This window comes from Kitasatospora sp. NPDC058162, from assembly GCF_042884005.1.
GTDB lineage: Bacteria > Actinomycetota > Actinomycetes > Streptomycetales > Streptomycetaceae > Kitasatospora.
On sequence record NZ_JBHVUS010000005.1, the window covers coordinates 148,577 to 173,420 of the forward strand.

At 74.6% G+C, this 24,844-nt stretch carries 22 protein-coding genes; 16 read left to right on the top strand and 6 right to left on the bottom strand.

The features are described 5' to 3' along the window. Positions 1-117 precede the first annotated feature (117 nt). Complete coding sequence (locus ACFVXG_RS12200) at positions 118-948, bottom strand: hypothetical protein (RefSeq protein ID WP_387927137.1); 831 nt, start codon at positions 946-948, stop codon at positions 118-120. Between the two features lie 433 nt (positions 949-1,381). On the opposite strand from ACFVXG_RS12200, the gene ACFVXG_RS12205 reads away from it, so the two are divergent. Both ACFVXG_RS12205 and ACFVXG_RS12210 read left to right on the top strand, forming a co-directional pair. Next, positions 1,382-1,852: a hypothetical protein gene (locus ACFVXG_RS12205; RefSeq protein ID WP_387926745.1), complete on the top strand. Its 471-nt coding sequence runs from the start codon at positions 1,382-1,384 to the stop codon at positions 1,850-1,852. 28 nt (positions 1,853-1,880) lie between these two features. Next, positions 1,881-4,691 carry a toxin glutamine deamidase domain-containing protein gene (locus ACFVXG_RS12210; RefSeq protein ID WP_387926747.1) on the top strand — a complete coding sequence of 937 codons (2,811 nt, stop codon included), beginning with the start codon at positions 1,881-1,883 and terminating at the stop codon, positions 4,689-4,691. A 125-nt stretch (positions 4,692-4,816) separates the two neighbouring features. Here ACFVXG_RS12210 and ACFVXG_RS12215 read toward each other — a convergent pair whose 3' ends face one another. Then, positions 4,817-5,086, bottom strand: a complete 270-nt coding sequence (locus tag ACFVXG_RS12215) for a hypothetical protein (protein ID WP_387926749.1) — start codon at positions 5,084-5,086, stop codon at positions 4,817-4,819. 180 nt (positions 5,087-5,266) lie between these two features. Between ACFVXG_RS12215 and ACFVXG_RS12220 the strand changes: the two genes are divergently transcribed. The 7 genes from ACFVXG_RS12220 to ACFVXG_RS12250 all read left to right on the top strand — a co-directional run bounded on the left by ACFVXG_RS12220 (position 5,267) and on the right by ACFVXG_RS12250 (position 13,379). Next, positions 5,267-6,487 (top strand): SUKH-4 family immunity protein, encoded by a 1,221-nt coding sequence (locus ACFVXG_RS12220; protein ID WP_387926751.1) that lies wholly within the window; start codon positions 5,267-5,269, stop codon positions 6,485-6,487. Positions 6,488-6,672: 185 nt separating this feature from the next. Further along, complete coding sequence (locus tag ACFVXG_RS12225; RefSeq protein ID WP_387926753.1) at positions 6,673-7,524, top strand: glycerophosphodiester phosphodiesterase; 852 nt, start codon at positions 6,673-6,675, stop codon at positions 7,522-7,524. Positions 7,525-7,656: 132 nt separating this feature from the next. Then, the gene (locus tag ACFVXG_RS12230; RefSeq protein ID WP_387926754.1) at positions 7,657-8,619 is read left to right on the top strand and encodes a Ppx/GppA family phosphatase; all 963 of its coding nucleotides are present in this window, start codon (positions 7,657-7,659) and stop codon (positions 8,617-8,619) included. A gap of 534 nt (positions 8,620-9,153) precedes the next feature. Next, on the top strand, positions 9,154-9,957 hold the full coding sequence (locus tag ACFVXG_RS12235) for a sugar phosphate isomerase/epimerase family protein (protein WP_387927139.1): 804 nt from the start codon (positions 9,154-9,156) through the stop codon (positions 9,955-9,957). Between the two features lie 55 nt (positions 9,958-10,012). Then, positions 10,013-10,783, top strand: coding sequence for a class I SAM-dependent methyltransferase (locus ACFVXG_RS12240; RefSeq protein ID WP_387926756.1), 771 nt, complete (start codon positions 10,013-10,015; stop codon positions 10,781-10,783). 153 nt (positions 10,784-10,936) lie between these two features. Beyond that, the gene (gene ilvD / locus ACFVXG_RS12245; protein WP_387926758.1) at positions 10,937-12,781 is read left to right on the top strand and encodes a dihydroxy-acid dehydratase; all 1,845 of its coding nucleotides are present in this window, start codon (positions 10,937-10,939) and stop codon (positions 12,779-12,781) included. An 85-nt stretch (positions 12,782-12,866) separates the two neighbouring features. After that, positions 12,867-13,379, top strand: coding sequence for a hypothetical protein (locus tag ACFVXG_RS12250; protein ID WP_387926760.1), 513 nt, complete (start codon positions 12,867-12,869; stop codon positions 13,377-13,379). Between the two features lie 3 nt (positions 13,380-13,382). Here ACFVXG_RS12250 and ACFVXG_RS12255 read toward each other — a convergent pair whose 3' ends face one another. Together ACFVXG_RS12255 and ACFVXG_RS12260 are read right to left on the bottom strand one after the other, a co-directional pair. After that, positions 13,383-14,726: a hypothetical protein gene (locus ACFVXG_RS12255; protein WP_387926762.1), complete on the bottom strand. Its 1,344-nt coding sequence runs from the start codon at positions 14,724-14,726 to the stop codon at positions 13,383-13,385. Between the two features lie 122 nt (positions 14,727-14,848). Further along, positions 14,849-15,298 carry a hypothetical protein gene (locus ACFVXG_RS12260; protein WP_387926764.1) on the bottom strand — a complete coding sequence of 150 codons (450 nt, stop codon included), beginning with the start codon at positions 15,296-15,298 and terminating at the stop codon, positions 14,849-14,851. A gap of 168 nt (positions 15,299-15,466) precedes the next feature. On the opposite strand from ACFVXG_RS12260, the gene proC reads away from it, so the two are divergent. The 7 genes from proC (at position 15,467) to ACFVXG_RS12295 (ending at position 21,907) form a co-directional block, all read left to right on the top strand. After that, positions 15,467-16,294: a pyrroline-5-carboxylate reductase gene (gene proC / locus ACFVXG_RS12265; protein ID WP_387926766.1), complete on the top strand. Its 828-nt coding sequence runs from the start codon at positions 15,467-15,469 to the stop codon at positions 16,292-16,294. 141 nt (positions 16,295-16,435) lie between these two features. Further along, the gene (locus tag ACFVXG_RS12270; protein ID WP_387926768.1) at positions 16,436-17,650 is read left to right on the top strand and encodes an MFS transporter; all 1,215 of its coding nucleotides are present in this window, start codon (positions 16,436-16,438) and stop codon (positions 17,648-17,650) included. A gap of 49 nt (positions 17,651-17,699) precedes the next feature. After that, the gene (locus ACFVXG_RS12275; RefSeq protein ID WP_387926770.1) at positions 17,700-18,896 is read left to right on the top strand and encodes an acetoin utilization protein AcuC; all 1,197 of its coding nucleotides are present in this window, start codon (positions 17,700-17,702) and stop codon (positions 18,894-18,896) included. Positions 18,897-19,133: 237 nt separating this feature from the next. Continuing rightward, a complete protein-coding gene (locus ACFVXG_RS12280; protein ID WP_045699258.1) occupies positions 19,134-19,343 on the top strand; it encodes a helix-turn-helix domain-containing protein in 210 nt (69 codons plus the stop codon). A gap of 191 nt (positions 19,344-19,534) precedes the next feature. Then, positions 19,535-19,633: a 30S ribosomal protein bS22 gene (locus ACFVXG_RS12285; RefSeq protein WP_003948845.1), complete on the top strand. Its 99-nt coding sequence runs from the start codon at positions 19,535-19,537 to the stop codon at positions 19,631-19,633. Between the two features lie 167 nt (positions 19,634-19,800). Beyond that, complete coding sequence (locus tag ACFVXG_RS12290; RefSeq protein WP_387927140.1) at positions 19,801-20,892, top strand: NAD-dependent epimerase/dehydratase family protein; 1,092 nt, start codon at positions 19,801-19,803, stop codon at positions 20,890-20,892. A gap of 7 nt (positions 20,893-20,899) precedes the next feature. Continuing rightward, positions 20,900-21,907 carry a lysophospholipid acyltransferase family protein gene (locus tag ACFVXG_RS12295; RefSeq protein WP_387926772.1) on the top strand — a complete coding sequence of 336 codons (1,008 nt, stop codon included), beginning with the start codon at positions 20,900-20,902 and terminating at the stop codon, positions 21,905-21,907. 82 nt (positions 21,908-21,989) lie between these two features. Here ACFVXG_RS12295 and ACFVXG_RS12300 read toward each other — a convergent pair whose 3' ends face one another. Continuing rightward, positions 21,990-23,294 carry a DUF5667 domain-containing protein gene (locus tag ACFVXG_RS12300; protein WP_387926773.1) on the bottom strand — a complete coding sequence of 435 codons (1,305 nt, stop codon included), beginning with the start codon at positions 23,292-23,294 and terminating at the stop codon, positions 21,990-21,992. Positions 23,295-23,621: 327 nt separating this feature from the next. Beyond that, complete coding sequence (locus tag ACFVXG_RS12305) at positions 23,622-24,437, bottom strand: ECF subfamily RNA polymerase sigma factor, BldN family (protein WP_387927142.1); 816 nt, start codon at positions 24,435-24,437, stop codon at positions 23,622-23,624. Between the last annotated feature and the right edge of the window lie 407 nt (positions 24,438-24,844).

Sequence of the window (24,844 nt, forward strand, 5' to 3'; positions counted from 1 at the left end):
CGACCGGTCTACAGACGGGCGTCTGGACCGACCGGTCTACAGACAGGTGTCTGGACCGACCGGTCTACCGATCGGCGGGCGGCCCGGCTCCCCGGAAGGGGACCGGGCCCGCAGCCGCTACTTCTTGTCCTTGGCCTTCCTGGCCGGGACCGGGTCCGCCGGGTGCGGGGCCACCTTGCGGTCGCCCTTGGTGGCGATCCGCTCCTCGCACAGCCCGGCCAGCACGCCGTACGCCGCCTTGCCCATCAGCTCGGTGAGCTCGGGACGGTAGCTGACGTACACCGGCACCGCGCCCTGGTGCGCGGCCGGGGCCCCGGTGCACCACCAGTGCAGGTCGTGGCCGCCCGGGCCCCAGCCGCGGCGGTCGTACTCGCCGATCGTCACCTGGAGGTAGCGGGTGTCGTCCGGGCGGTCGATCCAGTCGTAGGTGCGGCGGACCGGCAGCTGCCAGCAGACGTCCGGCTTGGTCTCCAGCGGCTCGCGGCCCTCCTTGAGGGCGAGCGCGTGCAGGGCGCAGCCGGAGCCGCCCGCGAAGTCCGGGCTGTTCACGAAGATGCAGGCGCCGTTGACCCGGCGGGTCTGGCGGTCGCCGTCCTCGTCCAGCATGGTGACGCCGCCGTCGGACCGGATCCGGCCCTTGGCGTCGGTGCCCTCGGCGAAGTTCTCCCACAGCTCCGGCGTCAGCCGGGCCGCGTGCCCCAGGACGCGCTTCTCGTCGTCCTCGTCCGAGTAGTGGGCGCCCAGCGTGCAGCAGCCGTCCGACTCGCCGCGGCCCTCGCGGATGCCGTGGCAGCCCTGGCCGAAGACGCAGGACCAGCGGGAGGTCAGCCAGGTCAGGTCACAGCGGAAGACCTGCTCCTCGTCGGCGGGGTCGGAGAACTCGACCCAGGCGCGCGGGAAGTCGAGCGGGACCTCGTCGCGCGGGATCTCGCGGCGCAGGGTCGGCATCGCGAGGTCGACGGGGGCGGGGGCGGCCACGGGCTTCGCCTTGGACTTCTTCTTGGACGTTTCTGCTGGTGCCACCCGGCAAGGGTAGAGCTTCGCGGGGGCGAACGGGCCGGTGGGCGCCGCCCGTGGCGGGCACCGGGTGGTGCCGGGGCCGGGCCGGTGGCGGGCACCGTGTGCGGTGAAGGCGGGGTGAAGAGGTCCGACTGTCGGTGCGGAGCCGACCCGGCGCGTGCCTAGGGTGTGTCTTGCGGGTTTTGTCGGATAGGCCGCGGCGTTGGGGTGCGTGCATCGCAAGGCGGAGGAGGGAGCCACTGCGGAGCATTGGCGACTGACGACAACGCGGCGAGGTGCGTGCCCCGGCGTCGCGGACCCGGCAAGGACCCGCAAGACACACCCTAGGATGGCGGCCGGTCCGCTACGGGGAGGTACGGGGATGGCAGGCGGCAGCACCGGGAAGTCCGACGGCGACGGCGGCGGGTTCGCCCTCAAGCCCTGGGAACTCCACGGCGAGGGGCGGGAGTTCGAGAAGCTCGGGCGTGAACTCGGCAAGGCCGTCGGCACCTTGGAGAAGGACCTCGCCGCGCTCGGCACCCCCTGGGGCGCCGACCAGCCGGGCGGCGCCTTCGCCGCCGTGTACGGCCCGGCGCACGGTGAACTCCTGGGCGGGCTCAAGGCCTTGGCCGGCCAGGTGGGGAAGGTCGGGACCGGACTGCACACCATGGCCGAGCGGACCACCGACACCGACACCACGACGGCGGACGGCTTCGGCGGCAACACCGGACCGGCGGGCGACGCACCGGGGGCGGTCGCCCGCCCCGCCGTGTACCAGGGCCCGCCAGCGACTTCCGGAACCGGCGCAACCCCGGGGGCGGCACCGGCCGTCCCCCAGTCCATGTCGGTCTGAACGGCCCGGCTCGAAGGGGGAGAAGCGCGTGACCCGGAAACTGCCCGAGGAACTGGTTCCGCTCCTGGCCAGGACCGGCCACCCGTGGCCGCAGGCCGACGAGGACGCCCTGCGCAAGGCGGCCGCGCACTGGCGCGAGTTCGCCACCGAGGCCGAACGGATCACCCGCCGGGGCGGCGAGTCCGTCCAGCGGGTGGCCGCCGACAACACCGGCCACGCGGTCGACTCCTTCACCGCGTACTGGCGGACGTACAGCGACGGCGGCAAGGGCCGTCTGCCGGACGCCCACACCGCGGTCGGGCTGGTCGCCACCGCCTTCGACACCGCCGCGCAGGACGTCGACGGCTGCAAGGCCGAGATCATCGCCACCCTGCGCAACCTGGCCGCCGAACTCCAGCAGGCCGAGGAACAGGCCGCCAAGGTCCAGCAGACCGCCGCCGAGGTCGCCCGCAGCGCCGGCCGGACCGGGCAGACCGGGGTGTTCGGCGGACTGGAGAAGTCCGTCGCCGGCTTCGCGGACGGCGTGAAGAACGCCGCCGCCAGCCAGGTCACCGCGGGCGTCGAGGCCGTCGCGGTGGAGACCGCCGCCCTCAAGATCGCCGGACTGCTCGCCGAACTCGGCCGCGGCATGAAGGACGCCCTGGCCACCGCGCTCAAGGACCCCGCCGCCGTCGCCCTGCTGCGCCTCGGGACCGCTGCCACGGCGGGCGTCACCACCGCCTCCTACCGCACCGCGGGCGGCTTCGACCCGCTCGCCGCCGGACTGCCCGCCGCCCTCGGCGAACCGGGCGTGCTCGGCCGGGACGGCACCGGACTGGTCGTGCTCTCCGGGAAGGACGGCAAGCCCCTGGTCGGCGTGCCCGGCCTCAGCGTCAAGCTCGACGAGCACGGGCAGCCCGTCCTCGGAGCGGACGGCAAGCCGGTCATCCTGCGCTCCGACGGCACACCGGTGGCCGACGCCGCCGGGCTGCTCGTGACGACCGGGCCGGACGGCAAGCCGGTGGTCGGGGTGGCCGACCTGGCCGTCCGGCTCGACGAGCACGGGCAGCCGGTGCTCACCGACCAGGCGGGCAAGGAGCTGCACGGGCTGCCGCTGGCCGACCTGACCGATCCGAAGGACCCGAAGGACCCGAAGGACCTGAAGGACCTGAAGGACGGCCCGCAGGTGCCGGGGGTGGTGCCGACGCTGGACCGGGCCGCCGCGCCCGTGGTCCCGTCCGTGCTCTCCGCCGCGCTCCCCACCGCCGACCCCACCGCCGTCCCGTCCTCGGCCCCGGCGGTCGATCCGACGGCCGGTCCGCTGGCCGGTCCGGCGGCCGACGCCGCCCCGGCCGCCGGCCCCCCGTACGGGGGCTCGCACCGGGCCGTGGCCGCTGCCGCCGACTGGTCGCCGCCCGCCCGGGACGACGGGCCGGCGGTCCGGACGGCGGCCCCCGCCCACCAGGGCGGCGGCCCGGTGGCGGCGAGCTGGTCGGACGCGGACTACCCGCTCCAGGCGCCCTCGCACAACGGAGGCGGCGGCGGTGGCGGCAGCGTGCCGGTGACCGTTCGGACCGACTCCGTGGCCGCCCCGCCCGCGCCCGCCGCCCCGCCGTCCACCGGCGGACCTGTCTACAACCCGGCGCCGGACGCGCCCCTCGCCGTCCGGCAGGTCGGCGTGGTCGGTGTGGTCGGCGCGCCCGGGCAGTTCGGGACCCCGGCCTACTCGGGCGGCTACCCGGTGGCCGGCCCGATCGGCACCGTCGGGCCCGGCCCGCTCGCCGTCGGCGGCGGCTACCCCGCGCACCAGGCCGCGCCCTTCGGCAGCGGCATCGGTACGGGGGCACCCGGTGGTGTCGTGGGCGGCGGTGTCGTGGCCGGTGCTCCTGTGGCCGGTGTTCCTGTGGCCGGCGCGCCGGTCGTCGGCGCCCCGGTGGCCGCCGGACCGCAGCCCGGCGCGCCCCGCACCCCGGCCGGGACCCCCGGGGCCGGCGCCGCGCCCCACCAACCCGCCACTCACGGCCCGGCCACCGCGCCACCGCCCCCGGCCGAGCCGCCGATCGTCGGCACCACCCCGGTCTTCGGCCGGCCCGAGCCCCACCACCCCGACGGCCGCCGCCGGGACACCGCCGCGGCCCTCGCCGACCCGACCCTCGCCTGGGGCGCCGTCCCGGTCGCCACCGCCCACGCGATGGCCCTCCAACTCGCCCTGCGCGCCCGCCGCGGCCCGCTCGCCGACGGCCCCGAACCCCGGCTGCGCACCATCGCCGACAGCCGCCCCTCCGGCCGGCCCGGCGGACTCGGCCCGGTCGACCCCCAGCACCAGGCCGAACTCGAACGCCGGGTGCCCTGCGACGAGGACGGCCTCCCCGTCCGCCACCCCGACCCGGCGGCCGGCGGCTGGGCCGAGGCCGTCAACGCGGACGGCCACCGCGCACCCGGCCGGGCCAACAACAGCCTGGAGATCGCCCTCTCCGCTGTCGACACCTACACCGGCCGCCCCACCTGCGCCGCCCCGCGCATCCCCACCGAGGGCGACGCCGGCGAACGCGGCGGCCGCGACCGCGCCGAACGCGAACTCGGCGCCCCCTTCCGCGACCTCGGCGACGGCGGCCAGGCCTTCACCCGCCTCGCCGACGAACTCCGCCGGGCCGGCCACGGCGCCCAGGCCGTCCTGCTCACCCTCGACGCCTACGGCCGCCCGCACGCCTGGAACGCCGTCAACCACCAGGACACCGTCACCTACCTCGACCACCAACTCGCCCGCCGCGGCCCCACCCCCCTCCACCCCGCCACCCAGGGCCTCTGGGCCATCGCCCTGAACCCGGAGGGTCGCCCGGTGGACCTGGCGGCGGCCTGAGCACGGGTGCGGCCGGGGGCAGCGCTACCTTCCAGGCACGATTGCCCGGCACGGAGGACGTGTTGGCCGCGATCGACGAGGGGCGGGAGCACCGCCCCGAACCGCCGGCCTGAGGCCCTCGGTGCTCACGGCGCCCCGAGACGCCGCAGGACCGTGGCCGCCGGGGTGCCCGGCGCCGTGCCGGCCCGGACGGCGGCGTGGATGCGGTCGCCCTCCGGGTCGCGGTAGAGCTCGGCGCGCAGCCACCAGCGGCGCAGGACGCCGCCGATCGTCCCGTCGCCCGCCCCGCCCATCTCGCGGTGGAACTCCATCCGCTGGGCCGGCGGGAGGGCCGCGGCCACGGCGTCCTGGGTGCGGGCGACGGGCTGTCGGCCGTGCACGGATGGTGTGTTCACCGTTCCTCCGGAGGTTCTGGTCGGGCGGGGGCGGGTCCAGTGTCGTCCTTCGGCGGCCGGGCGGGGCTGGATGATGGTGGGGTCCGATTCGACGACGGGGGTGGACGGGTGATCGCGCGGGCGCAGGCGGTGGAGGCGGGGCATCGGTGGATCAACGGGGATCTTCCGCAGGGTGCCGGGGTGGCGCGGCGGGTGTGCGTGCACGAGTTCGAGCTGGGGTGGGTCGTCTGGGCGGAGCCGCCCCGGGTGGAGGTGGATCCGCGGACGGGGGAGCGGCGGGCGCCCGAGGAGGTCGGGGCGGCGTGTGCCGTGGTGGACCGGGAGAGCGGGCGGTTCACGGTGTGGCCGTCGGTGCCGGTGGACGAAGTGGTCGGGCTCTACCGGGACTTCGTCGGTGCGGGCGGGTACGACCCGACCCGCCCGCCGGCCACCGGCCGGGGTGCCCGGGCCGAGCTGACGTACCGGGACGGCGCCGGCGCCACCCAGGCGCTGGCGCTGCGGTCGGCCGCCGGGCTGCCGCATCCGGCGCTGCGCGGCTGGTGGTGGCTGCGGGAGCAGGGCGTCGCGGCCGAGGACGTGCTGGCGGTGCGCACCGATCTGCGGCCGGCGGCCCTGCCCGGCGGCTACTGGTCGTACGCGCTGGCGGCCGAACTGCCGCACGCCCGGCTGGACTTCGACCTGCCCTACGGGCCGCGCTTCGACCACCGGGCGTCCGCCGTGCGGGAGTTGCCCGCTGAGCCGGACGGGCCGGGCCGCAACCGGGTGTCGTTCCCGCGGTCGGTGCCGCCGCTGCCGGAGGAGCCGGACGCCGCCCTGGCGGAGCGGTTGGCCCGGCGGTTCGGCCCGGCGGGCGTGCAGCGCTTCGACCGGGCGGACGTGGTGCGCGCGGAGCTGCCCGGGGAGGCGGCGGCGCTGCTGCTGGCGGTCGGGGTGCCGAAGGCGGTGGAAGGTTTCTTCGCGCTGCACCACCCGGGCGTGGAGGCGATCGCGGACGGGTCCCGCCCGGGCACCGTCCTGCCGCCGCTCGCGCCGTACCTCGCGGCGCTCGGCCGCGGCACCCGGGCGGCCGGGCGGGAGCGGTCGGCGCTGGCCGGGCAGCTGGTGCTGGGGACGGACGGCTGGGCGCTGATTGCCCTCGACCGGGCGGAGGGCACCGTCCGGGCCGTCGACCCGGACTACGCGACGGCCCGCCACTGCAACGCCGACCTGCGGGCCTTCGTCCGCTGCCTGGAGCTGTTCGCCGGTTGGTGGCCCACTCTGCGCGGGCTGGACCCGGCCGCGGCGGGCCCCGCGGTGGACGCCCTGCAGCGGGGGCTGGCGGAGCTGGACGGTACGGTCTACGGCGATCCGGAGAACTGGTGGGCCGTCATCGTGGAACAGTTGTGGGACGGCCTGCTCTGATCCGACCTCGGCCCGTGGCGATCCGGCCTCAGCCCGTGGCGATCCGGCCTCAGGTCGGATCGATCCCGGCCGATACCGGCCGATCCCGGCGGGCCGGGGAACCGGAGGCCGGTGCGGGGCTGTCAGAGGGATCAGATGACCACGAACCAGCCGACCCGAAGCGACCGAAACCGGAGCACCGAGCCGTGACCGCCCCGTCCCGCACCCAGACCGCCGTCCTCGCCGCGCTCGCGGTCCTGGCCGCCGGGTGCGCCTCCGGTGGTCCCGCGCTGCAGGCCCGTTCGGCCGCCGCGCCGTCGGTGTGCGCGTCCCCGGTGGTGATCGGGCACCGGGGTGCGCCGTTCAACGCGCCCGAGAACACCATGGCCTCCTTCGACACCGCCCTCGACCAGGGCGCGGACTGGCTGGAGACCGACGTCCAGACCACCCGGGACGGCGTCCCGGTGCTGATGCACGACCCGACCGTGGACCGCACCACCAACGGCAAGGGCGCCGTCGCGGACCTGACCGCCGCCCAGATCGCCGCCCTGCGGGTGACGGTCGGCCCCGGCGGCGCCCAGCCCGTACCCACCCTGGAGCAGCTGCTCCAGCGCCTCTCCGGCAGCAGCGCCACGCTGCTGATGGAGATCAAGTGGCAGCGCCCCGAGGACGTCGCCCGGATCGCCCGGCTCGCGGCCGGCAGCCGGGCGCACGTCGTCCTCTACTCCTTCTCGGTCGCGCACCTGCGCCAGGCCCACGCGGTGGCGCCCGCCCTGCCGGTGGTGCTGATCCAGGGCGGCGCGATCGCCGAGGACCCTGGGGACCTCAAGCTGGACGGGATCGCCCTGGACACCGGCCTGGCCACTGCCGCCCGGATCGCGGCCGAGCGCAAGGCCGGGCGCGAGGTCTACGTCTGGACGCTGGACGGCGACGAGGCCTGGCAGCTGATGACCGCCCGGGACGCCGACGGCCTGATCACCGACACCCCGGGCCCGGCCCGCCGCTGGGTGGACGCCAACTGCCGCACCGAGCGCCGGGCCGGACCGCGCGGCCACTGAGCGGCGATCGACGGAGAGTGTTCAGGCGAGTGTTCACCGGTCGCACCCGGAACGGACGGGAACGACCTGGACCAGCGCGAATACCGTCACAACCGATCGCCTCCACGGCCGGATCGCGTAGCGTGGAGAGTTATGCGACTCGGTGTTCTCGACGTAGGTTCCAACACGGTCCACTTCCTCGTGGTGGACGCCCATCCGGGTGCCGCCCCGCTGGCCGCGTACTCGCACAAGGCCGAACTGCGTCTGGCCGAGCTGCTGGACGAGTCCGGCGCGATAAGCGAGGCCGGCGTCGAGCGGCTGATCGGGCACATCGCCTCCTCGCTGCGGGTCGCCGAGGACAAGGGCGTGGTCGACATCCTGCCGTTCGCCACCTCGGCCGTCCGCGAGGCCGCCAACGGCGAGCAGGTGCTGCGCCGGGTCGCCGCCGAGACCGGGATCGAACTGCGGGTGCTCTCCGGTCAGGACGAGGCCCGGCTCACCTTCCTGGCCGTCCGCCGCTGGTTCGGCTGGTCCTCGGGCCGACTGCTCAACCTGGACATCGGCGGCGGCTCGCTGGAGATCGCCTGCGGCCTGGACGAGCAGCCGGACGTCGCCTGCTCGCTGCCGCTCGGCGCCGGGCGGCTGACCGCCCGCTGGCTGCCGGGGGACGTCGCCGACCCGGACGGGCTGCGCGAGTTGCGACGGCACGTCCGCGCCGAGATCGCCCACGTGGTCGGCGAGATCTCCCGGCTCGGGCCGCCGCAGCACGCCGTCGCCACCTCCAAGACCTTCAAGCAGCTGGCCCGGATGACCGGCGCCGCCCCCGCCGACGCCGGCCCGTACACCGACCGCCGGCTCACCCGCAGCGGGCTGTCGGCCTGGCTGCCGCGGCTGTCCACGATGACCGTCGCCGAGCGCGCGCAGATCCCCGGGGTCTCCGAGGGCCGGGCCAAGCAGCTGCTGGCCGGGGCACTGGTCGCGGACGCCGCGATGGACCTGTTCGGGCTGGAGGAGCTGGACGTCTGTCCGTGGGCGCTGCGCGAGGGCATCATCCTGCGCGAGCTGGACGCCATGGACAGCCCCGCCGACCAGCGCCGCCCCGCGCTCACCCAGTAACGCCAGCCCGGTAGCTCCTGCCCAGGAGCGCCCGCGCAGGAGCGGGGGAGCGTGCCGGTGGTCACTCCGCCGGGCGTCCGCCCCCGTTCGGAGCGTGCTCCGCTTACGCTGTCTCCCGTGGTGCAACCAGCGGGCGAGGACGGAACGCAGGAGGGCCGCGCTCCCGGAGCGGACGGGCAGCCGCGGCCGGCCGACCCGCGCGGCCGACGCGGTACGGCGGGTCTCGGCAAGGCGGCCAAGGGCGCCAAGGCCGCGAAAGCGGTCAAGGCCGTCAAGGGCGTCAAGGCCGTCAAGGCCACGCAGCGCACCGCCGCTCCGGCCGCCGCCGCCGAGCGGACCCCGGCCGACAAGACTGACAAGACCGCCAAGGCCCCCGCCCGGAAGACCGCGGCGCGGAAGGCCGCCGCCGGGGCCGCCGGCGCCGCCAAGGCCGCCGTGCAGTCCGTCCGCTCGGTGAAGGCCGCCAAGCGCGACGCCGCCCGCCCGCCGCTGCTGCGCACCACCGACCGGCTGGTGCTGCCCCAGCACCCGACCCTGCACATCCCGGACACCAAGGTGGCGCTGTCCACCGCCTCGGTGTACCCGGCGAGCACCGCCGTCGCCTTCGAGCTGGCCGCCAAGCTCGGCTACGACGGGGTCGAGGTGATGGTCTGGAACGACCCGGTCAGTCAGGACCTGGAGGCCCTGCGCCGCCTCTCCGACGTCCACCAGCTGCCGATCCTGGCCGTGCACGCGCCGTGCCTGCTGATCACCCAGCGGGTGTGGACCACCGACCCGTGGACCAAGCTGGTCCGGGCCCGGGCGGCGGCCGAGAAGCTCGGCGCGAGCGCCGTGGTCGTGCACCCGCCGTTCCGCTGGCAGCGGCAGTACGCCCGCGAGTTCGTCGAGGGCATCAACCGGATGGCGGGCGAGACCGACGTCCGCTTCGCCGTCGAGAACATGTACCCGTGGCGCTACCGCGACCGCGAGGTGCTGGCGTACGCGCCCGGCTGGGACGTCACCGACGAGGAGTACCGGCACTTCACCATCGACCTCTCGCACGTCGCCACCTCCCGGATCGACACCTTCGCCATGGTCGAGCGGATGGGCGACCGGCTCGCCCACGTCCACCTCGCCGACGGCAGCGGCTCCGGCAAGGACGAGCACCTGATCCCCGGCCGGGGCAAGCAGCCCTGCGCCGAGCTGCTGGAGCACCTCGCCCGCACCGGCTTCGACGGCCACGTGGTGCTGGAGGTCAACACCCGTCGCTCCGCGTCCCCCGCCGAACGCGAGGCCGATCTGGCCGAGGCCCTCGCCTTCACCCGCTTGCACCTCGCCACCCCCTCGCGCGTACGCTGATCACCGGGCCCGAACGGGCCCGAACGGGAGTGAACTGCCGTACACAGGGGGAAATGTGACGGACTACCAGAACTACCGGGAGCTCGCCGTGAGCTTCGGCGCGGTCGCGGCCGAGTACGACCGGGGGCGGCCCGGCTACCCGGCCGAGCTGTTCGACACGGTGGAGCGGCTCTGGGGCCGCGGCCTCAAGGGCGCCCGGGTCCTGGACGTCGGCGCCGGGACCGGCATCGCGACCCGGCTGCTGGCCGCCCGGGGCGCCGAGATCGTCGCGGTCGAGCCCAGCGGCGGCATGGCCGCCCAGTTCCTGGCCTCCTCGCCCACCCTGCCGCTGGTCCGCGGCACCGGCGACGACCTGCCCTTCCACGACGCCTCCGCCGACCTGATCAGCTACGCCCAGGCCTTCCACTGGACCCGCCCCGAGCTGGCCGTCCCGGAGGCGGTCCGGGTGCTGCGGCCCGGCGGCGCCCTCGCCACCTGGTGGAACGTGCACGACGAGACCGTGCCGTGGGTCCGGGCCCGGGCCGAGCGGCTGGCCGCCGCACTGCCCGACCGCTACCACGGCTACGGCGGGATCAGCGGCCACACCCGGCACTTCGCCCCGGCCGGCCTCGCGGTCGAACGGGCGGTGCTGCACTGGGAGCGGCAGGTCACCGTCGAGCACGTGCTCACCGACCTGACCTCCCGCTCCTACCTGGCCTCGCTCAGCCCCGAGGAGCGCGCCCCGGTGCTGGCCGCCGAGCGGGAGGCGATGACCGCCGAGTTCCCGGACGGCCTGGTGGTCGAGCCGTTCACCCTGGACGTCACCGTGGCCGTCAAGCAGGCCTGAGCCTGAGCCCCGCGCCCGCCGCGCCATCCGCTGCCCGCATCGCGGACGCGCCGTCCGCCGGCCGGACGGCGGGCGTAGGCTCGTAAGCCACAACGGCCCCCGCACCCTGATCACCGGCGGGCGCCGGCGAGAGCCCCGAAGGAGTGGAGCACAGTGCCCGAGCTGAGGTCCCGTACGGTCACCCACGGTCGCAACATGGCAGGCGCCCGGGCGCTTCTCCGGGCCGCCGGCGTAGCCCGCGAGGACTTCGGCAAGCCGATCATCGCGGTCGCCAACTCCTTCACCGAGTTCGTCCCGGGCCACACCCACCTCCAGCCGGTCGGCCGGATCGTCTCCGAGGCGATCAAGGAGGCCGGCGGCATCCCGCGCGAGTTCAACACCATCGCCGTCGACGACGGCATCGCGATGGGCCACGGCGGCATGCTCTACTCGCTGCCCTCGCGCGACCTGATCGCCGACTCGGTCGAGTACATGGTCAACGCGCACTGCGCCGACGCGCTGATCTGCATCTCCAACTGCGACAAGATCACCCCCGGCATGCTGATGGCCGCGCTGCGCCTCAACATCCCGACCGTCTTCGTCTCCGGCGGCCCGATGGAGGCCGGCAAGGCCACCCTGGTCGACGGCACCGTGCGCAAGCTGGACCTGATCGACGCGATCTCCCAGGCGGTCAACGAGAACGTCTCCGACGAGGACATCGCGATCATCGAGGAGAACGCCTGCCCCACCTGCGGTTCGTGCTCCGGCATGTTCACCGCCAACTCGATGAACTGCCTCACCGAGGCGATCGGCCTCTCGCTGCCCGGCAACGGCTCGGTGCTCGCCACCCACACCGCCCGCCGGGCGCTGTACGAGAAGGCCGGGCATACGGTCGTCGAGATCACCAACCGCCACTACGGCCAGGACGACGCCTCGGTGCTGCCGCGTGCGATCGCGAGCCGGGCCGCTTTCGAGAACGCCATGGCCCTGGACATCGCCATGGGCGGCTCGACCAACACCATCCTGCACCTGCTCGCCGCCGCCCAGGAGGCCGAGCTGGACTTCGACATGCGGGCCATCGACGCGGTCTCCCGCAAGGTGCCCTGCCTGTCCAAGGTCGCGCCGAACGGCTCGTACTACATGGAGGACGTGCACCGGGCCGGCGGCATCCCGGCCATCCTCGGCGAGCTGTACCGCGGCGGGCTGCTCAACGAGGACGTCCACACCGTGCACTCCGACTCGCTCGCCGAGTGGCTCAAGACCTGGGACGTGCGCGGCGGTTCGCCCTCCGCCGAGGCCGTCGAGCTGTGGCACGCCGCACCCGGCTGCAAGCGCTCCGCCGAGGCCTTCTCGCAGTCCGAGCGCTGGGAGTCGCTGGACACCGACGCCGCCGGCGGCTGCATCCGCAGCGTCGAGCACGCCTACTCGGTCGAGGGCGGCCTCGCCGTGCTCTACGGCAACCTCGCCGAGGACGGCTGCATCGTGAAGACGGCCGGCGTCGACGAGTCGATCTGGACGTTCAGCGGCCCGGCGGTGGTCTGCGAGTCCCAGGAGGCCGCGGTCGAGGCGATCCTCGCCAAGCGGGTCAAGGAGGGCGACGTCGTCGTCATCCGCTACGAGGGCCCCAAGGGCGGCCCGGGCATGCAGGAGATGCTCTACCCGACGTCCTTCCTCAAGGGCCGCGGCATGGGCAAGGCCTGCGCGCTGATCACCGACGGCCGCTTCTCCGGCGGCACCTCGGGCCTGTCCATCGGCCACGCCTCCCCGGAGGCGGCCTCCGGCGGAACCATCGCGCTGGTCGAGGACGGCGACACCATCGCCATCGACATCCCGGCCCGGACGATCTCCCTGGAGGTCCCGGCCGAGGTCCTCGCCGAGCGCCGCCGCGCGCTGGAGGCCGGGAACGGCTACCGGCCGCAGAACCGCGACCGCCAGGTCAGCCAGGCACTGCGGGCCTACGCGGCGATGGCCACCTCGGCCGACAAGGGCGCCGTCCGGGACGTCAGCAAGCTCGGCTGAGCCCCGCGCGCCCCAGGAGGAGCCGTCCCGGACAGCGGGGACGGCTCCTCCGTCGTTCCGTGCCGCCCGGGTGATAATCGACGGCGTGACCGAGCAGCCCCCCACTCCCGCCCCCAAGCCCACCGGCGCCCCCGAGCCGGAGCCGATCCGCTTCTTCGGCACCAGCTGGCTCGACCGGGACAACGGCTACTGGCTGCGCCGGGTCGGCGTCTCCGTCGGCGCGCTGGTCGCCACCGCCGCCGCCGCGCTGGTGCTGCGCTTCGGCGTCGAGGGCGTCGCCCTCTCCGACGGCGGCGGCTTCCTGAACGGGCTGCTGACCGCCGCCATCGCGGTCTGCTCGCTGATGTCCGTCCTGCGCACCTGGAAGGTGCTCACCGAGGGCAAGGACCAGCTGACCGGCTGGATGGCCGAGGAGAAGTCGCTCGGCGCGGTCTGGCTGATCGGCGGGGCCGGCGGCCTGGCCGCCTACTTCGCCCGCAGCCTGGTCGAGGCCCCCGGCGAGGCGGTCAAGCGGGCCGCCCACCGGAAGGCCGTCGAGCAGTACGAGAAGCGCCGGGCCGGCCGCGGCGGCCGACCCGGCGGGAAGCGCAAGCGCTGACCGTCAGAAGCGGCTGACCGTGCCGCAGTCGTCGCCTCCGGTCGTCGGCAGGTCGTGGCTGCGGTCGTAGGGGTCGCTCCTGGGGCCGGTCGAGTCCGGCCCGGGGGCGGCGAACTGGTCGAACTGCGGGTGCAGGAAGCCGTCGTAGACCTCGCACGCGCTGTTGCCGATGTCCGTCGCCGACTTGTCGACCATGAGCTTCGCCCGGTCCACCCGGTACCTGGCCGGGTCGTAGAAGCGGAAGTCCTGCTGCCTGCGCACGATCGTGCGGGTGGTCCAGGTCTCCCCGGCCGCGTCGTCGGCCGGCACCAGGAGGCCCACCGGCTTCGCCGTGCCGTCCTGGGGCGCCTGGGGCGCCTTCGTCGACGGCCGGGCCGATCCGGGAGCCTTGGCGGCGTCCGGGCCCGGCCGGAGGGCGTAGACGTAGGTGAAGTCGGTGTGCACCAGGACGCCCTTGTCGCCGTCGCCCTCCACGCTGATCAGCCCCTGCACCTTGGCGGAGTCACCGATCTGGATCGCCTCGCGGGGGTCGAACCGGGCGAACCACAGCGTGGGGTCCTGCTCCTTGGACGGCTTGTCCAGCGTGGCGCCGATCCTGCCCTGGCTCTCCCGGCTCAGCAGGGCCAGCGCGGCGTCCGGCCGCGCGCCGGCGATCACCTTCGGGTCCAGGTTGGCGGCCGCCAGGTAGTCCTTCACCAGCTTCACCTGCGCGGCGACCTGCTCCGCGCTGAACACCCCGATCGCGTCCGGTGCGTCCTTCGGGCCGAAGGCGTCCATCGAGGTCGGCCAGCCCTCGGCGGGGGAGCCCGCCCACGGGTGGGCGACGGTCGGCTGGTCGGTGGGGACCGCCGACGGCGCGCTGGTCGGCCGGGCCGTCTCCGGGGCGACGGTCGGCACCGGGGCGTAGGCCTTCGGCGAGGAGCCGTCGGCGCCCCCGTGGAGCCAGGTGCGCAGCGCGTCGACGTTGAGCGCGGCCAGCAGCACGGCGACGGTCAGCACGATGAACAGCGGCGTGCGCCACTCCAGCGTGCGCCTGCGCCGGGCCGGGCGCGGGTTGCCCCAGGGGTCGACCACCTGGAGCTTCGGCTTGCGCCCGAAGCGGCGCTTCGGCGCCGGGCCGTCGTTGACCGAGCGTCGACCGCCCGGGTCGACCGGCGGGGTGTGCTTCCAACGGGCGCTCAGCATCCGGGTGCGCCCGGACTGCTCCTTCACGCTGGCGGCCTTGATGAACTCCTCGTCCAGGACGAGGTCGGCGAACGGGTCCTTCCCGCCCGCTCCGGACGGGTCGGACCCGCCCGGCTCACTGCCCTCGGAGGGGCGTGGTTCCGGATCTTCGGCAATCGGCATCGCGCCAGTATGCCGACGTGGTGTGACGATTCGTCGATCGGGGGCACACCATGTGGTGAACCCGTGCGCGGCGCCCGGGGGTTCACCGTGTTTTGTCCGGAAACCGACCCTTCCTCAGGGCCCTACCCCTTGCCGCGGGCCTGCTTCACCGAGCCCACCACCCCGGCGATCACCAGCAGGAGGCCGGCCGGGAGCAGCGAGATGAAGAAGGAGCCGAACAGCCCGGCGTCGCCGAGGAGGTACTGCGCCAGGGTGTTCAGCACCAGCAGCCCGCCGGCCGCCGGGAGGGCCGCCTGCCACGGGTGCGCGTCGGCCCAGCGGCGCAGCCGCCGGTCGGCGGTGTCGCGGCGCAGCTGCCCGCCGACGGTGCCGACCAGGGCGACGAAGAACAGGGCCCAGCCGGCCGGTCCGGCCAGCATGCTCAGCGACCAGTCCCCGGAGATCGCTTCGACCCCCAGGGCGGTCGCGCCCACCACCGCACCGACGCCCGCGGCCGTCCGCCACGGGCCCACCGTCGCCGAGGCGGCGGCGAGTTGCCGGTTCTCACGTCGGGACATCTCGTCGTGTGCCATGGCTCCACGGTGCGCCCGTACGGGCCCGGAGGCCATAGGGGAAACCCCCGAGTTTTCTCCCTAGGGGCAAAGGCCCCCCGGGGCCGCGCGGACCACGGACCGGACGGTCCCGACGGGCGCCCTCGCGCGGTGCGAGGATGGCCGCAGTACCGAGGCAAGGAGCGGACCATGGCCAGCAGCGCAGCACCCGGACGGAAGATCGCCTTCCTGGGCACCGGCAAGATCGGCGAGGCCCTGCTCTCCGGTCTGCTGCGGGCCGGCACCGACCCGGCGGACGTCCTGGTGACCGCCCGCCGTCCCGAGCGCGCGGCCGAACTCGCCGACCGGTACGGCGTGGTGGCCGTCTCCAACGCCGAGGCCGCGAAGCTGGCCGACACCCTGATCCTCGCGGTCAAGCCGCAGGACATGGGCACCCTGCTGGAGGAGCTGGCCCCGCACATCAGCCCGGACCGGCTGGTGATCTCGGCGGCGGCCGGCGTCCCGACCGCCTGGTTCGAGGAGCGGCTGGCGGCCGGCACCCCGGTGGTCCGGGTGATGCCCAACACGCCGGTGCTGGTGGACGAGGGGATGAGCGTCATCTCGGGCGGCTCGCACGCCCGGGAGGAGCACCTGGCGCGGGCCGAGGAGATCTTCAGCTCGGTCGGCAAGGCGCTGCGGCTGCCGGAGTCCCAGCAGGACGCGGCCACCGCGTTGTCCGGTTCGGGCCCGGCCTACTTCTACTTCCTGGTCGAGGCGATGACGGACGCGGGCATCCTGCTCGGCCTGCCCCGGCAGGTGGCGCACGACCTGATCGTGCAGTCCGCGATCGGCGCCTCGGTGATGCTGCGCGACTCCGGCGAGCACCCGGTGAAGCTGCGCGAGGCGGTCACCTCCCCGGCCGGCACCACCATCGCGGCGATCCGCGAGCTGGAGAACCACGGGGTGCGGGCCGCGCTGCTGGGCGCCCTGGAGGCGGCCCGGGACCGCTCCCGGGAGCTGGCCTCCGGCGGGAAGTGACCGGGGGCCGCCCGCGGCGGAAGTCCCTGCGCGACCCCTCCCGCAAACCCGGCGCACCGCCTACGCTCTCGGCCAACATCGTTCTACCGGCCGGTAGCGGGCCCGGGGGCGACCGGTAGCGAGCCGCGTGGAGGTCCGTAGATGAGTGCCGCACCGCCCGTGCAGTCCGTCCCGACCCCGACGGCGCCGGGACTGCGGGTCGGGCGGGCCGCGCTCGCCGTCAGCTTCCTGCTCCAGGGCACCACCTTCGCGCTGCTGGTCACCTGCATCCCGGAGATCCAGCACCGGTACGGGCTGAGCGACGGGCTGCTGCCGGTCTTCCTGGCCGCGGTGCCGATCCTGGCCGGGGTGGGCTCGATCCTCTCCGAGCGGCTGGTGAAGCGCATCGGCGCCCGGGCCGTCCTGCGGGCCGTCCAGCCGGCCGTCTGCCTCAGTCTGGCGGGCGCCGGACTGGGCGACTCGCTGTGGCAACTCGCCGTCGCGCTGGGCGCGTTCGGGCTGCTGGTGGGGGCGCTCGACGCCAGTATGAACATGCTCGGGGTGGGCCTCCAGCACCGCTACGGCCGCTCGATCATGATCGGCTTCCACGCCGCGTTCAGCCTCGGCGGCATCCTCGGCGCGGCGATCGCCGGCCTCGGCTCGCACTACGACCTGGGGCTGCCGCTGCTGTTCGGCACGGCCGCGGCGGTGATCGCCCCGCTCGCGGTGCTGACCGGCACCCGGTTCGCCGGACCGGCCGAACTCGGCGACGCCGTCCGGGACGCCGCCGAGGCCGCCGCCCGGTCCATCCCCTGGCGCCCGCTGCTGCCGCTGTGCCTGGCGATGGCCTTCGCGTACATCGCGGACGCCTCGGTCTCCAACTACAGCGTCAAGTACCTCACCGACGGCCTGGGCAGCCGGGAGGACCTCGCCAAGCTCTCCTACCTCGGCTACATGGTCGCGATGCTGCTCGGCCGGGCCCTGGGCGACCGCGCGGTGCAGCGCTTCGGCGCCGTCCCGGTGGTGCGCTTCGGCGCGGCGCTGGCCGCGCTGGGCTTCGGGCTGGCCGCGCTGGCGCCCGCCGCCTGGGCGGGCATCGCCGCCTTCACCGTGCTCGGCTTCGGCATCTGCGCGATCATCCCGCAGGTGTTCGCGGCCGGCGGCCGGCTCTTCCCGGCCGACTCGGACGCCGCCGTGGCCCGGCTCAACCTCTTCAACTACGTGGGCTTCCTGATCGGTTCGCCACTGGTCGGGGCGATCGCGGACGCGAGTTCGTACCGCTGGGCGCTGCTCGCCCCGATGCTGTTGGTGCTCGCCGTCCTGCCGCTGGCCGAGCGCTTCGCCCCCAGGCCGGCCCTGGCCCGCGCCGCCGCGTGACGGTGGGGGCGGGCGAGGCCCGCCGCCCCCACCCACTACGGTGGAGGCCATGCCCGAAGCCGAGCGTGACACCTCCTGCGGCCTGCACCTCTTCTGGGACGAGGCCGTCACCGCCTACGACTTCGGCCCCGGCCACCCGATGGACCCGACCCGGCTGGCGCTCACCATGCGCCTGGTCGAGGCCCTCGGACTGGCCACCGGGCCCGGGGTGACCGTCCGGTCCGCGCCGCCCGCCGGGGACTCCACCCTGCAGCTGGTGCACACCAAGGAGTACGTCGAGGCGGTCCGGCACGCCGCCGCCCACCCCGAGCAGTCGGACCCCCGGCACGGGCTCGGCACCGACGACAACTGGGCCTTCCCGGCCGTCCACTCGGCCTCCGCGCTGATCGCCGGCCAGTCGGTCGCCGCCGCCGAGGCGGTCTGGCGCGGCGAGACCCCGCACGCCGTCAACTTCGCCGGCGGACTGCACCACGCGATGCCCGGCAAGGCCTCCGGCTTCTGCGTCTACAACGACCCGGCCCTGGCCATCGCCCGGCTGCTCGAACTCGGCGCCGAGCGGGTCGCCTACGTCGACGTGGACGTCCACCACGGCGACGGCGTCCAGGCGGCCTTCTGGAACGACCCCCGGGTGCTGACCGTCTCGCTGCACGAGCACCCCGCCACGCTCTTCCCGCAGACCGGCTGGCCCACCGAGACCGGCGGCCCGGACGCCCCCGGCTCCGCCGCCAACCTGCCGCTGCCGGCCGGCACCGGCGACGCCGGCTGGCTGCGCGCCTTCCACGCCCTGGTGCCCGAACTGCTCACCGCCTTCCGGCCGCAGGTCCTGGTCACCCAGCACGGCGCGGACACCCACCTGGAGGACCCGCTCGCCCACCTCGCCGTCACCCTGGACGCCCAGCGGCTGATCGCCGAGGAGCTGCACGGGCTGGCCCACCGGCTCACCGGCGGCCGCTGGGTGGCCACCGGAGGGGGCGGCTACGCCGTGGTGGACGTCGTCCCGCGCTGCTGGACCCACCTGGTCGCCACCGCCGCCGGCCGGCCCGTCGACCCGGCCACCGAGACCCCCGAGGCCTGGCGCGCCGAGGTCTACCGCCGCACCCGCCGCCCGGCCCCGCTGCGGATGACCGACGGCGCCCGCCCGGCCTGGCGCGACTTCGACTCGGGTTACGATCCGGCCGACCGACTCGATCAGGCCATCCTCGCCAGCCGCCGCGCGGTGTTCCCCCACCACGGTCTGCTGGCCTGAATCCGCCGCCCCGGCCCCCGCCCCGGCCGGGCCCCGGAGGGGCCGTGCGTACGCCCCCTGGGGCGATCCGCCGAGTGACTACGTACTGCAACGGTCCTATCTCTCACAGTACGAGGACTGCACCTCCCCTCTTCCCACTGGTACCACCCATAACTACTCTGGGGATACACGTGTGCCGGTGGAGTCACCGGAGGGGAAGCCGGTGCCTTGCACACGGGTAAGGGTCGGGTGATGGTCATGAGTTCCGTCGAGCGTCCCCTGCAGGAAGTCGTCTTCCTGACCGTGGCCGAGGTTGCCGCGGTCATGCGGGTGTCCAAGATGACCGTGTACCGGTTGGTGCACAGCGGAGAGCTGCCGGCCATCCGGGTCGGACGGTCCTTCCGGGTGCCCCAGCAGGCGGTGCACGAGTACCTCAAGGAGTCGTACGTGCGGCTCGAGAGCGCGTAGCACCGGGGCCGGCGGGGGCGGGTCCACAGCCCGTGGATCCGTCCCCGTTCGCCCCGGATTTCCCGCGAGTTTCCCGCTTCAGGGGAGCACGATTACGGCCCCGGCCACGTGGACGGTAGGCTAGGCCCTCACGTCAGTCGTATGGACTCCGTCTCTCACGGACGCGAGTCTCAGTGAGCGAGGGTTGTTCCGTGGGCTCTGTCATCAAGAAGCGTCGCAAGCGTATGGCCAAGAAGAAGCACCGCAAGCTTCTGAAGCGGACCCGCGTTCAGCGTCGCAACAAGAAGTAAGCGCCCCCGGCCGCGCCCAGCGCGCCCAGCGCTTCCACCGCCCGTCCAGGCCCCTGCGGCCTGGGCGGGCGGTGTCATTTCACAGCCCGGTGTCGTTTCACGGCCCGGTGGGGCGGCGCGGTACGGTGCACGCAGGCCGCTCGGTCGAGGGAATGGGGTGCAGCACCGTGGGCGTGGTCGTGCTCGTCACCGGCGTGGCACGCCATCTCGGTGCCCGCTTCGCCGCCGAGGTCCGGCGCCGTCCGGGGGTGGACCGGGTCGTCGGCGTGGACGTGCAGCCGCCCCGGCTGCCGCTCGAGGAGCCGGACGGACCGGCCGCCCCGTACACCTTCCACCAGCTCGACCTGCGCCGCCCCGCGGTCGCCCGGGTGATCGCCGAGCACCGGGTGGACACCGTGGTGCACCTGAGCGTCAGCGCCACCGGGCTGGGCTCCACCAACCGCGCCGCGGTGAAGGAGTCCAACGTCATCGGCACCATGCAGCTGCTCGGCGCCTGCCAGAAGGCGCCCGGGGTGCGCCGGCTGGTGGTGAAGTCCACCACGGGCGTCTACGGCTCCGCGCCCCGCGACCCGGCGGTGTTCAGCGAGCGGATCCAGCCGAAGGACCCGCCCGGCGGCGGCTTCGCCAAGGACGCGGCCGAGGTCGAGGGCTACGTCCGCGGCTTCGCCCGGCGCCGCCCGGACGTCGCGGTGACGGTGCTGCGCTTCGCCAACATCGTCGGCCCGGGCTCGGACACCCCGCTCAGCGAATACTTCGCGCTGCCGGTGCTGCCGACCGTGCTCGGCTACGACCCCCGGCTGCAGTTCGTGCACGAGGACGACGCCGTCGCGGTGCTCTGCCGGGCCGCCGACGAGCCGGTGCCCGGCACCGTGAACACCGGCACCTTCAACGTGGCGGGGGAGGGCGTGCTGCTGCTGTCCCAGTGCGCCCGCCGGCTCGGCCGCCCCACCCTCCCGCTGCTGCTGCCCGCGGTCAGCTGGATGGCCGTGCTGGCCCGGCAGACCCGGCTGGTCGACGTCTCGCCGGAACAGCTGCGGCTGCTCACCCACGGCCGGGTGGTGGACACCACGCGGCTGCGGGAGACCTTCGGCTACCGTCCGGCGTTCAGCACTCCGGAGGCCTTCGCCGACTTCGCCGCCGCCCGGGGCCCCGGCCTGCTGCCGCCCGGGCGGCTGGCCGCCGTCACCGACCGGCTGACCGCCCTGCTCGGCCCGGAAGGGGCCACCGACGCCGTACCGACCCGCCGCCCGAGGAGCTGAACCCGCCATGAGTGCCGCCGCCGAGAACGCGCCGGGCGAGGCCAAGGTCATCCCGATCGAGTCCGCCCCCAGCTGGAGCTCCCCCGAGGGCCCCGGGCCGGCCGACCGGCTCGCCAGGGCCGTCGGCGGGGCGCTGTCCGGGCAGCTCGGCCCGGCGGCCACCCGGCTGTTCGGCAAGGGCTGGGAGGGCCGGGCCACCGAGGGACTGGCCTTCCTGCGCCGCCGGATCACCGGCGACTACGAGGTCGACGAGTTCGGCTTCGACCGGGAGCTCACCGAGGAGGTGCTGCTCTCGCTGCTGCGCCCGCTGGCCGAGAAGTACTTCCGGATCGAGGTCCAGGGCGTCGAGCACATCCCGGCCGAGGGCGGCGCCCTGATCGTCGCCAACCACTCCGGCACCATCCCGCTGGACGCCCTGATGACCCAGGTGGCCATCCACGACCACCACCCGCACCACCGGCACCTGCGGATGCTCGCCGCCGACCTGGTCTTCGTGCTGCCGGGCATCAACGAGCTGGCCCGCAAGGCCGGCCACACCCTGGCCTGCAACGAGGACGCCCAGGCGCTGCTGGAGCGCGGCGAGGTGGTCGGCGTCTGGCCGGAGGGCTTCAAGGGCATCGGCAAGCCGTTCTCCGAGCGCTACAAGCTCCAGCGCTTCGGCCGCGGCGGCTTCGTCTCCTCGGCGCTGCGCGCCGGGGTGCCGATCGTGCCGTGCTCGATCGTCGGGGCGGAGGAGACCTACCCGATGATCGGCAACGTCAAGACGCTGGCCCGGCTGCTCGGCCTGCCGTACGCGCCGATCACCCCGACCTTCCCGTGGCTGGGGCCGCTGGGGATGCTGCCGCTGCCGACCAAGTGGACGATCCGCTTCGGCGAGCCGATCGCCACCGACGGCTACCCGCCGGAGGCCGCGGACGACCCGATGCTGGTCTTCGACCTGGCCGACGAGGTGCGTGAGACCATCCAGCACACCCTGTACCAGCTGCTGGTACAGCGGCGTTCGGTGTTCTTCTGAGCGCCTCAGAAGAACGCTGCCGATGATCCTGACGCGCTGAGGGCCCGGTGGAACGCGTTCCACCGGGCCCTCAGCACGTCGCTCAGCTGCCGCCGAGGATCCGCAGCCCGGGCAGCAGGCCGGGGATCAGCGGGGGCACGTCCACGCCCTGCTGGGCGCCCGGCGTGCTGGGCGCACCGGACGGCGGCTGCGGCACCTGCGGCGGGGCCGCGTCGGCGCTCGGCGAGGGCCGCCCGCCGCCGGTGAGCCCGTTGGTGAGGTTGCCGACCAGGCCGTTGACGGCGTCCGGGGCGCTGGTGGGCAGGGTGCTGGGCAGCCCGCCGCCCTTGGCCCCGCCACCGGCCGTGCCGCCGTTGCCGGCGGCGTCCGGGGCGCGGTCGGTGCCGCCGGGGCGGCTGCTGTTGCCCGTGCCGCCCTGGGACTGCGCGGAGCCGGGTGCGGCGCCGGAGCCGTTCGCCCCGGAGTCGGCCGGGGAGCCGCCGGTCGAGGAGGACGAGTCGTCGCCCGCTCCGGTGCCGCCCGGTCCACCGCTCTTGGCGGCGGGCTGGGTCAGGCGCAGGGGCGCGACGTCCTCGCTTATGTCGTCGAAGAGCTGGTTCACCAGGTGGGCCTGCTCGGTGAGTTGGACCGGCAGCCGGCCCTGCAGCTCGCTCCAGCGGCCGTCCTCGTCGTGGGCGAAGCCGGCCAGCGCGCGCATCGGGTCCAGCGAGCCGTTGCTGCGGTAGACCGAACGCAGCAGGTCGCGGCCCTTGAGGGCGTCGGCGTGCATGTCGTCCAGCGCCCGGCGGACCCGGTCGACCGTGCCGGGGCTGAGCCCGGTGGTCGAACCGGTCTGCCCGACCAGGGCGTTGGCCTCGCCGAGCCGGGTGGCGGCGTTGCCGAGCAGCAGTTCGCCGCGCTCCGAGTCGGAGTCCGCGAGGTCCAGCCGGAGCCCTTCGAGGCCGCGCTTCATGCCGTACAGCGTGTCCCCGGGCAGGGCGTTGGAGCTTGCCGCGGCCGCGCCGGCCAGGCTGCCGACGGCGAGCCCGGCGACCAGTCCGCCGATCGCGAAGCGGCGGCTCCACCGGCCGCGCGGCGCCGTCCGGATCGCCCGGTGGCGGCGCTGGCGGGGCACCGCGGCGCCCGGCCCGCCCGCGAAGGCCTGCTCGAACGCGGCCATCAGCTGGGCGCGTTGGACCGTCCGGACCTCTTGGTCCAGGGCTGGTCCGGGTAGTGCCCCCAGTGCGTCGGCCACCCCGACCAGTTCGGCCATCGCGACCGAACCGGCCTCGGCGACAGCGGTGTTGGCCGATTCGGCGTCGGCCGCACGGCGTTGCTCCGCCTGGTGGGCCTCCAGCGCCTCGGCGAAGGCCTTCGCCCGTCGGTGCTCCAGCACGTTTGCCGTCACGGGCCACACCTCCCTTCGTCGTTGTCGACACCCCGGCCTGCCGGACGGTTGCCCCGGCGGGCCAAAGCCACTCCATCGGGTGATAGGTCACAAATCGGCTTGACCGTATGCCTGGTGGGGGCTTGCATGCTGGCCAACGAGCGGTACGGGCGGTCGGTTACGCACGGCTGATCATCGGATCGACCGTTCACCCGGACGTGTCGGTCGGGCGGCGGTGATGACGGGCCGTCGGATCGCCGCCCGGGCAGGGTCCTCCTGGGCAGGGCCCGACGGGGTAGGGCCCGTCGGGGCAGGGACCGCCCTATCGCGCCCTCGGTCACCGTCGCCTCACCGTGCGTCGGGCGGCAGGAGCCGGGCCAGGGTGCGTACGGCGCGGTACTGGAGGGTCTTGATCGCGCCCTCGTTCTTGCCCATGATCCGCGCGGTCTCGGCCACCGACAGCCCCTGGAGGAAGCGCAGCGTCACGCACTCCTGCTGCTGGGGGTTGAGCCGGCGCACCGCGTCCAGCAGGGCGGCGTTGGAGAGCGACTCCAGCACCGACTCCTCCGGGCTGCGCTCGCACTCGTTGGAGTCGAGCATCTCGCCGGTGGTGACCTCCAGCCGGAACCGGCTGGACTTGAAGTGGTCGGCGACCAGGTTGCGCGCGATGGTGACCAGCCAGGCGCCGAAGTCCCGGCCCTGCCAGGTGAAGGTGCCGATCCGGCGCAGCGCGCGCAGGAAGGTCTCGCTGGTGAGGTCCTCGGCGGTGGCCCGGCTGCCGACCCGGTAGTAGATGTACCGGTACACGGTGTCCGCGTAGTGGTCGTAGAGCCGGCCGAAGGCCTCGCTCTCGCCGGCCTGGGCCCGCTCGACCAGCTCCATGATCGGGTTGTGCTCGGTCTCGTAGCCGGGGCTCGGCGCGGTGCGGGAGCGGCTGCGGCCGACGCTGCCGGTGCGGCCGCGCGAGCCGGTGCCGGTCGAGCCGGCGGCGGTGGTGCGCAGCGCGGTGCCGGGGCCGTGCTGGTGGCCGACCAACGGCCCACCGGCGGGCACGAGTTGGGGCGAGACGACGAGCTGGCTGCGGAGCAGGGTGCGCAGCAGGTCCAGGCCGGTGGAGATCTGCCGCTCGGCCGGGCGACCGCGGAGGCCGGTGCGGGGACGCAGGGGCGCGGACGACGGGCGGGAGGGTGCAGGCGCGTCGTTCCGGACGGGTGGGTACACGGGACTCCCAGAGGCAGAACTGTGGACGGATCACCTCCGCCTGCGCGGAGAGCACTCCCCATGGCACCCGTTCGAGCGGGACGCTTGGGTGACGTGCATCCAGGAGAGAATAACGCTTTGTGCAATGACAGCTACACCGTGTGGTCGAAGTGGTCGTTTGGGATCCATTTGTTGTGCATATTCGGCTGACACTGACCGGAGATGTCGGCGTTCATCCGGCTCAACGTGACCGTTCGGGCGCCCAGGGTGACCAATTCGGCGGTACTGGCGGCGGTTTCCCAGCCTTGGAGCTCCGTAACCCCTGACTTTCCCGGTCTGGCGAACGATCAGAACCGGTCACCGCGTGACAG

Coding starts and splice junctions, on each gene's coding strand:
- ACFVXG_RS12275 (WP_387926770.1), top strand. CDS start 17,700: ATGCCCGAAGCCGAGCGTGACACCTCCTGCGGCCTGCACCTCTTCTGG.
- ACFVXG_RS12270 (WP_387926768.1), top strand. CDS start 16,436: ATGAGTGCCGCACCGCCCGTGCAGTCCGTCCCGACCCCGACGGCGCCG.
- ACFVXG_RS12230 (WP_387926754.1), top strand. CDS start 7,657: ATGCGACTCGGTGTTCTCGACGTAGGTTCCAACACGGTCCACTTCCTC.
- ACFVXG_RS12280 (WP_045699258.1), top strand. CDS start 19,134: ATGAGTTCCGTCGAGCGTCCCCTGCAGGAAGTCGTCTTCCTGACCGTG.
- ACFVXG_RS12200 (WP_387927137.1), bottom strand. CDS start 948: ATGCCGACCCTGCGCCGCGAGATCCCGCGCGACGAGGTCCCGCTCGAC.
- ACFVXG_RS12255 (WP_387926762.1), bottom strand. CDS start 14,726: ATGCCGATTGCCGAAGATCCGGAACCACGCCCCTCCGAGGGCAGTGAG.
- ACFVXG_RS12260 (WP_387926764.1), bottom strand. CDS start 15,298: ATGGCACACGACGAGATGTCCCGACGTGAGAACCGGCAACTCGCCGCC.
- ACFVXG_RS12205 (WP_387926745.1), top strand. CDS start 1,382: ATGGCAGGCGGCAGCACCGGGAAGTCCGACGGCGACGGCGGCGGGTTC.
- proC (WP_387926766.1), top strand. CDS start 15,467: ATGGCCAGCAGCGCAGCACCCGGACGGAAGATCGCCTTCCTGGGCACC.
- ACFVXG_RS12295 (WP_387926772.1), top strand. CDS start 20,900: ATGAGTGCCGCCGCCGAGAACGCGCCGGGCGAGGCCAAGGTCATCCCG.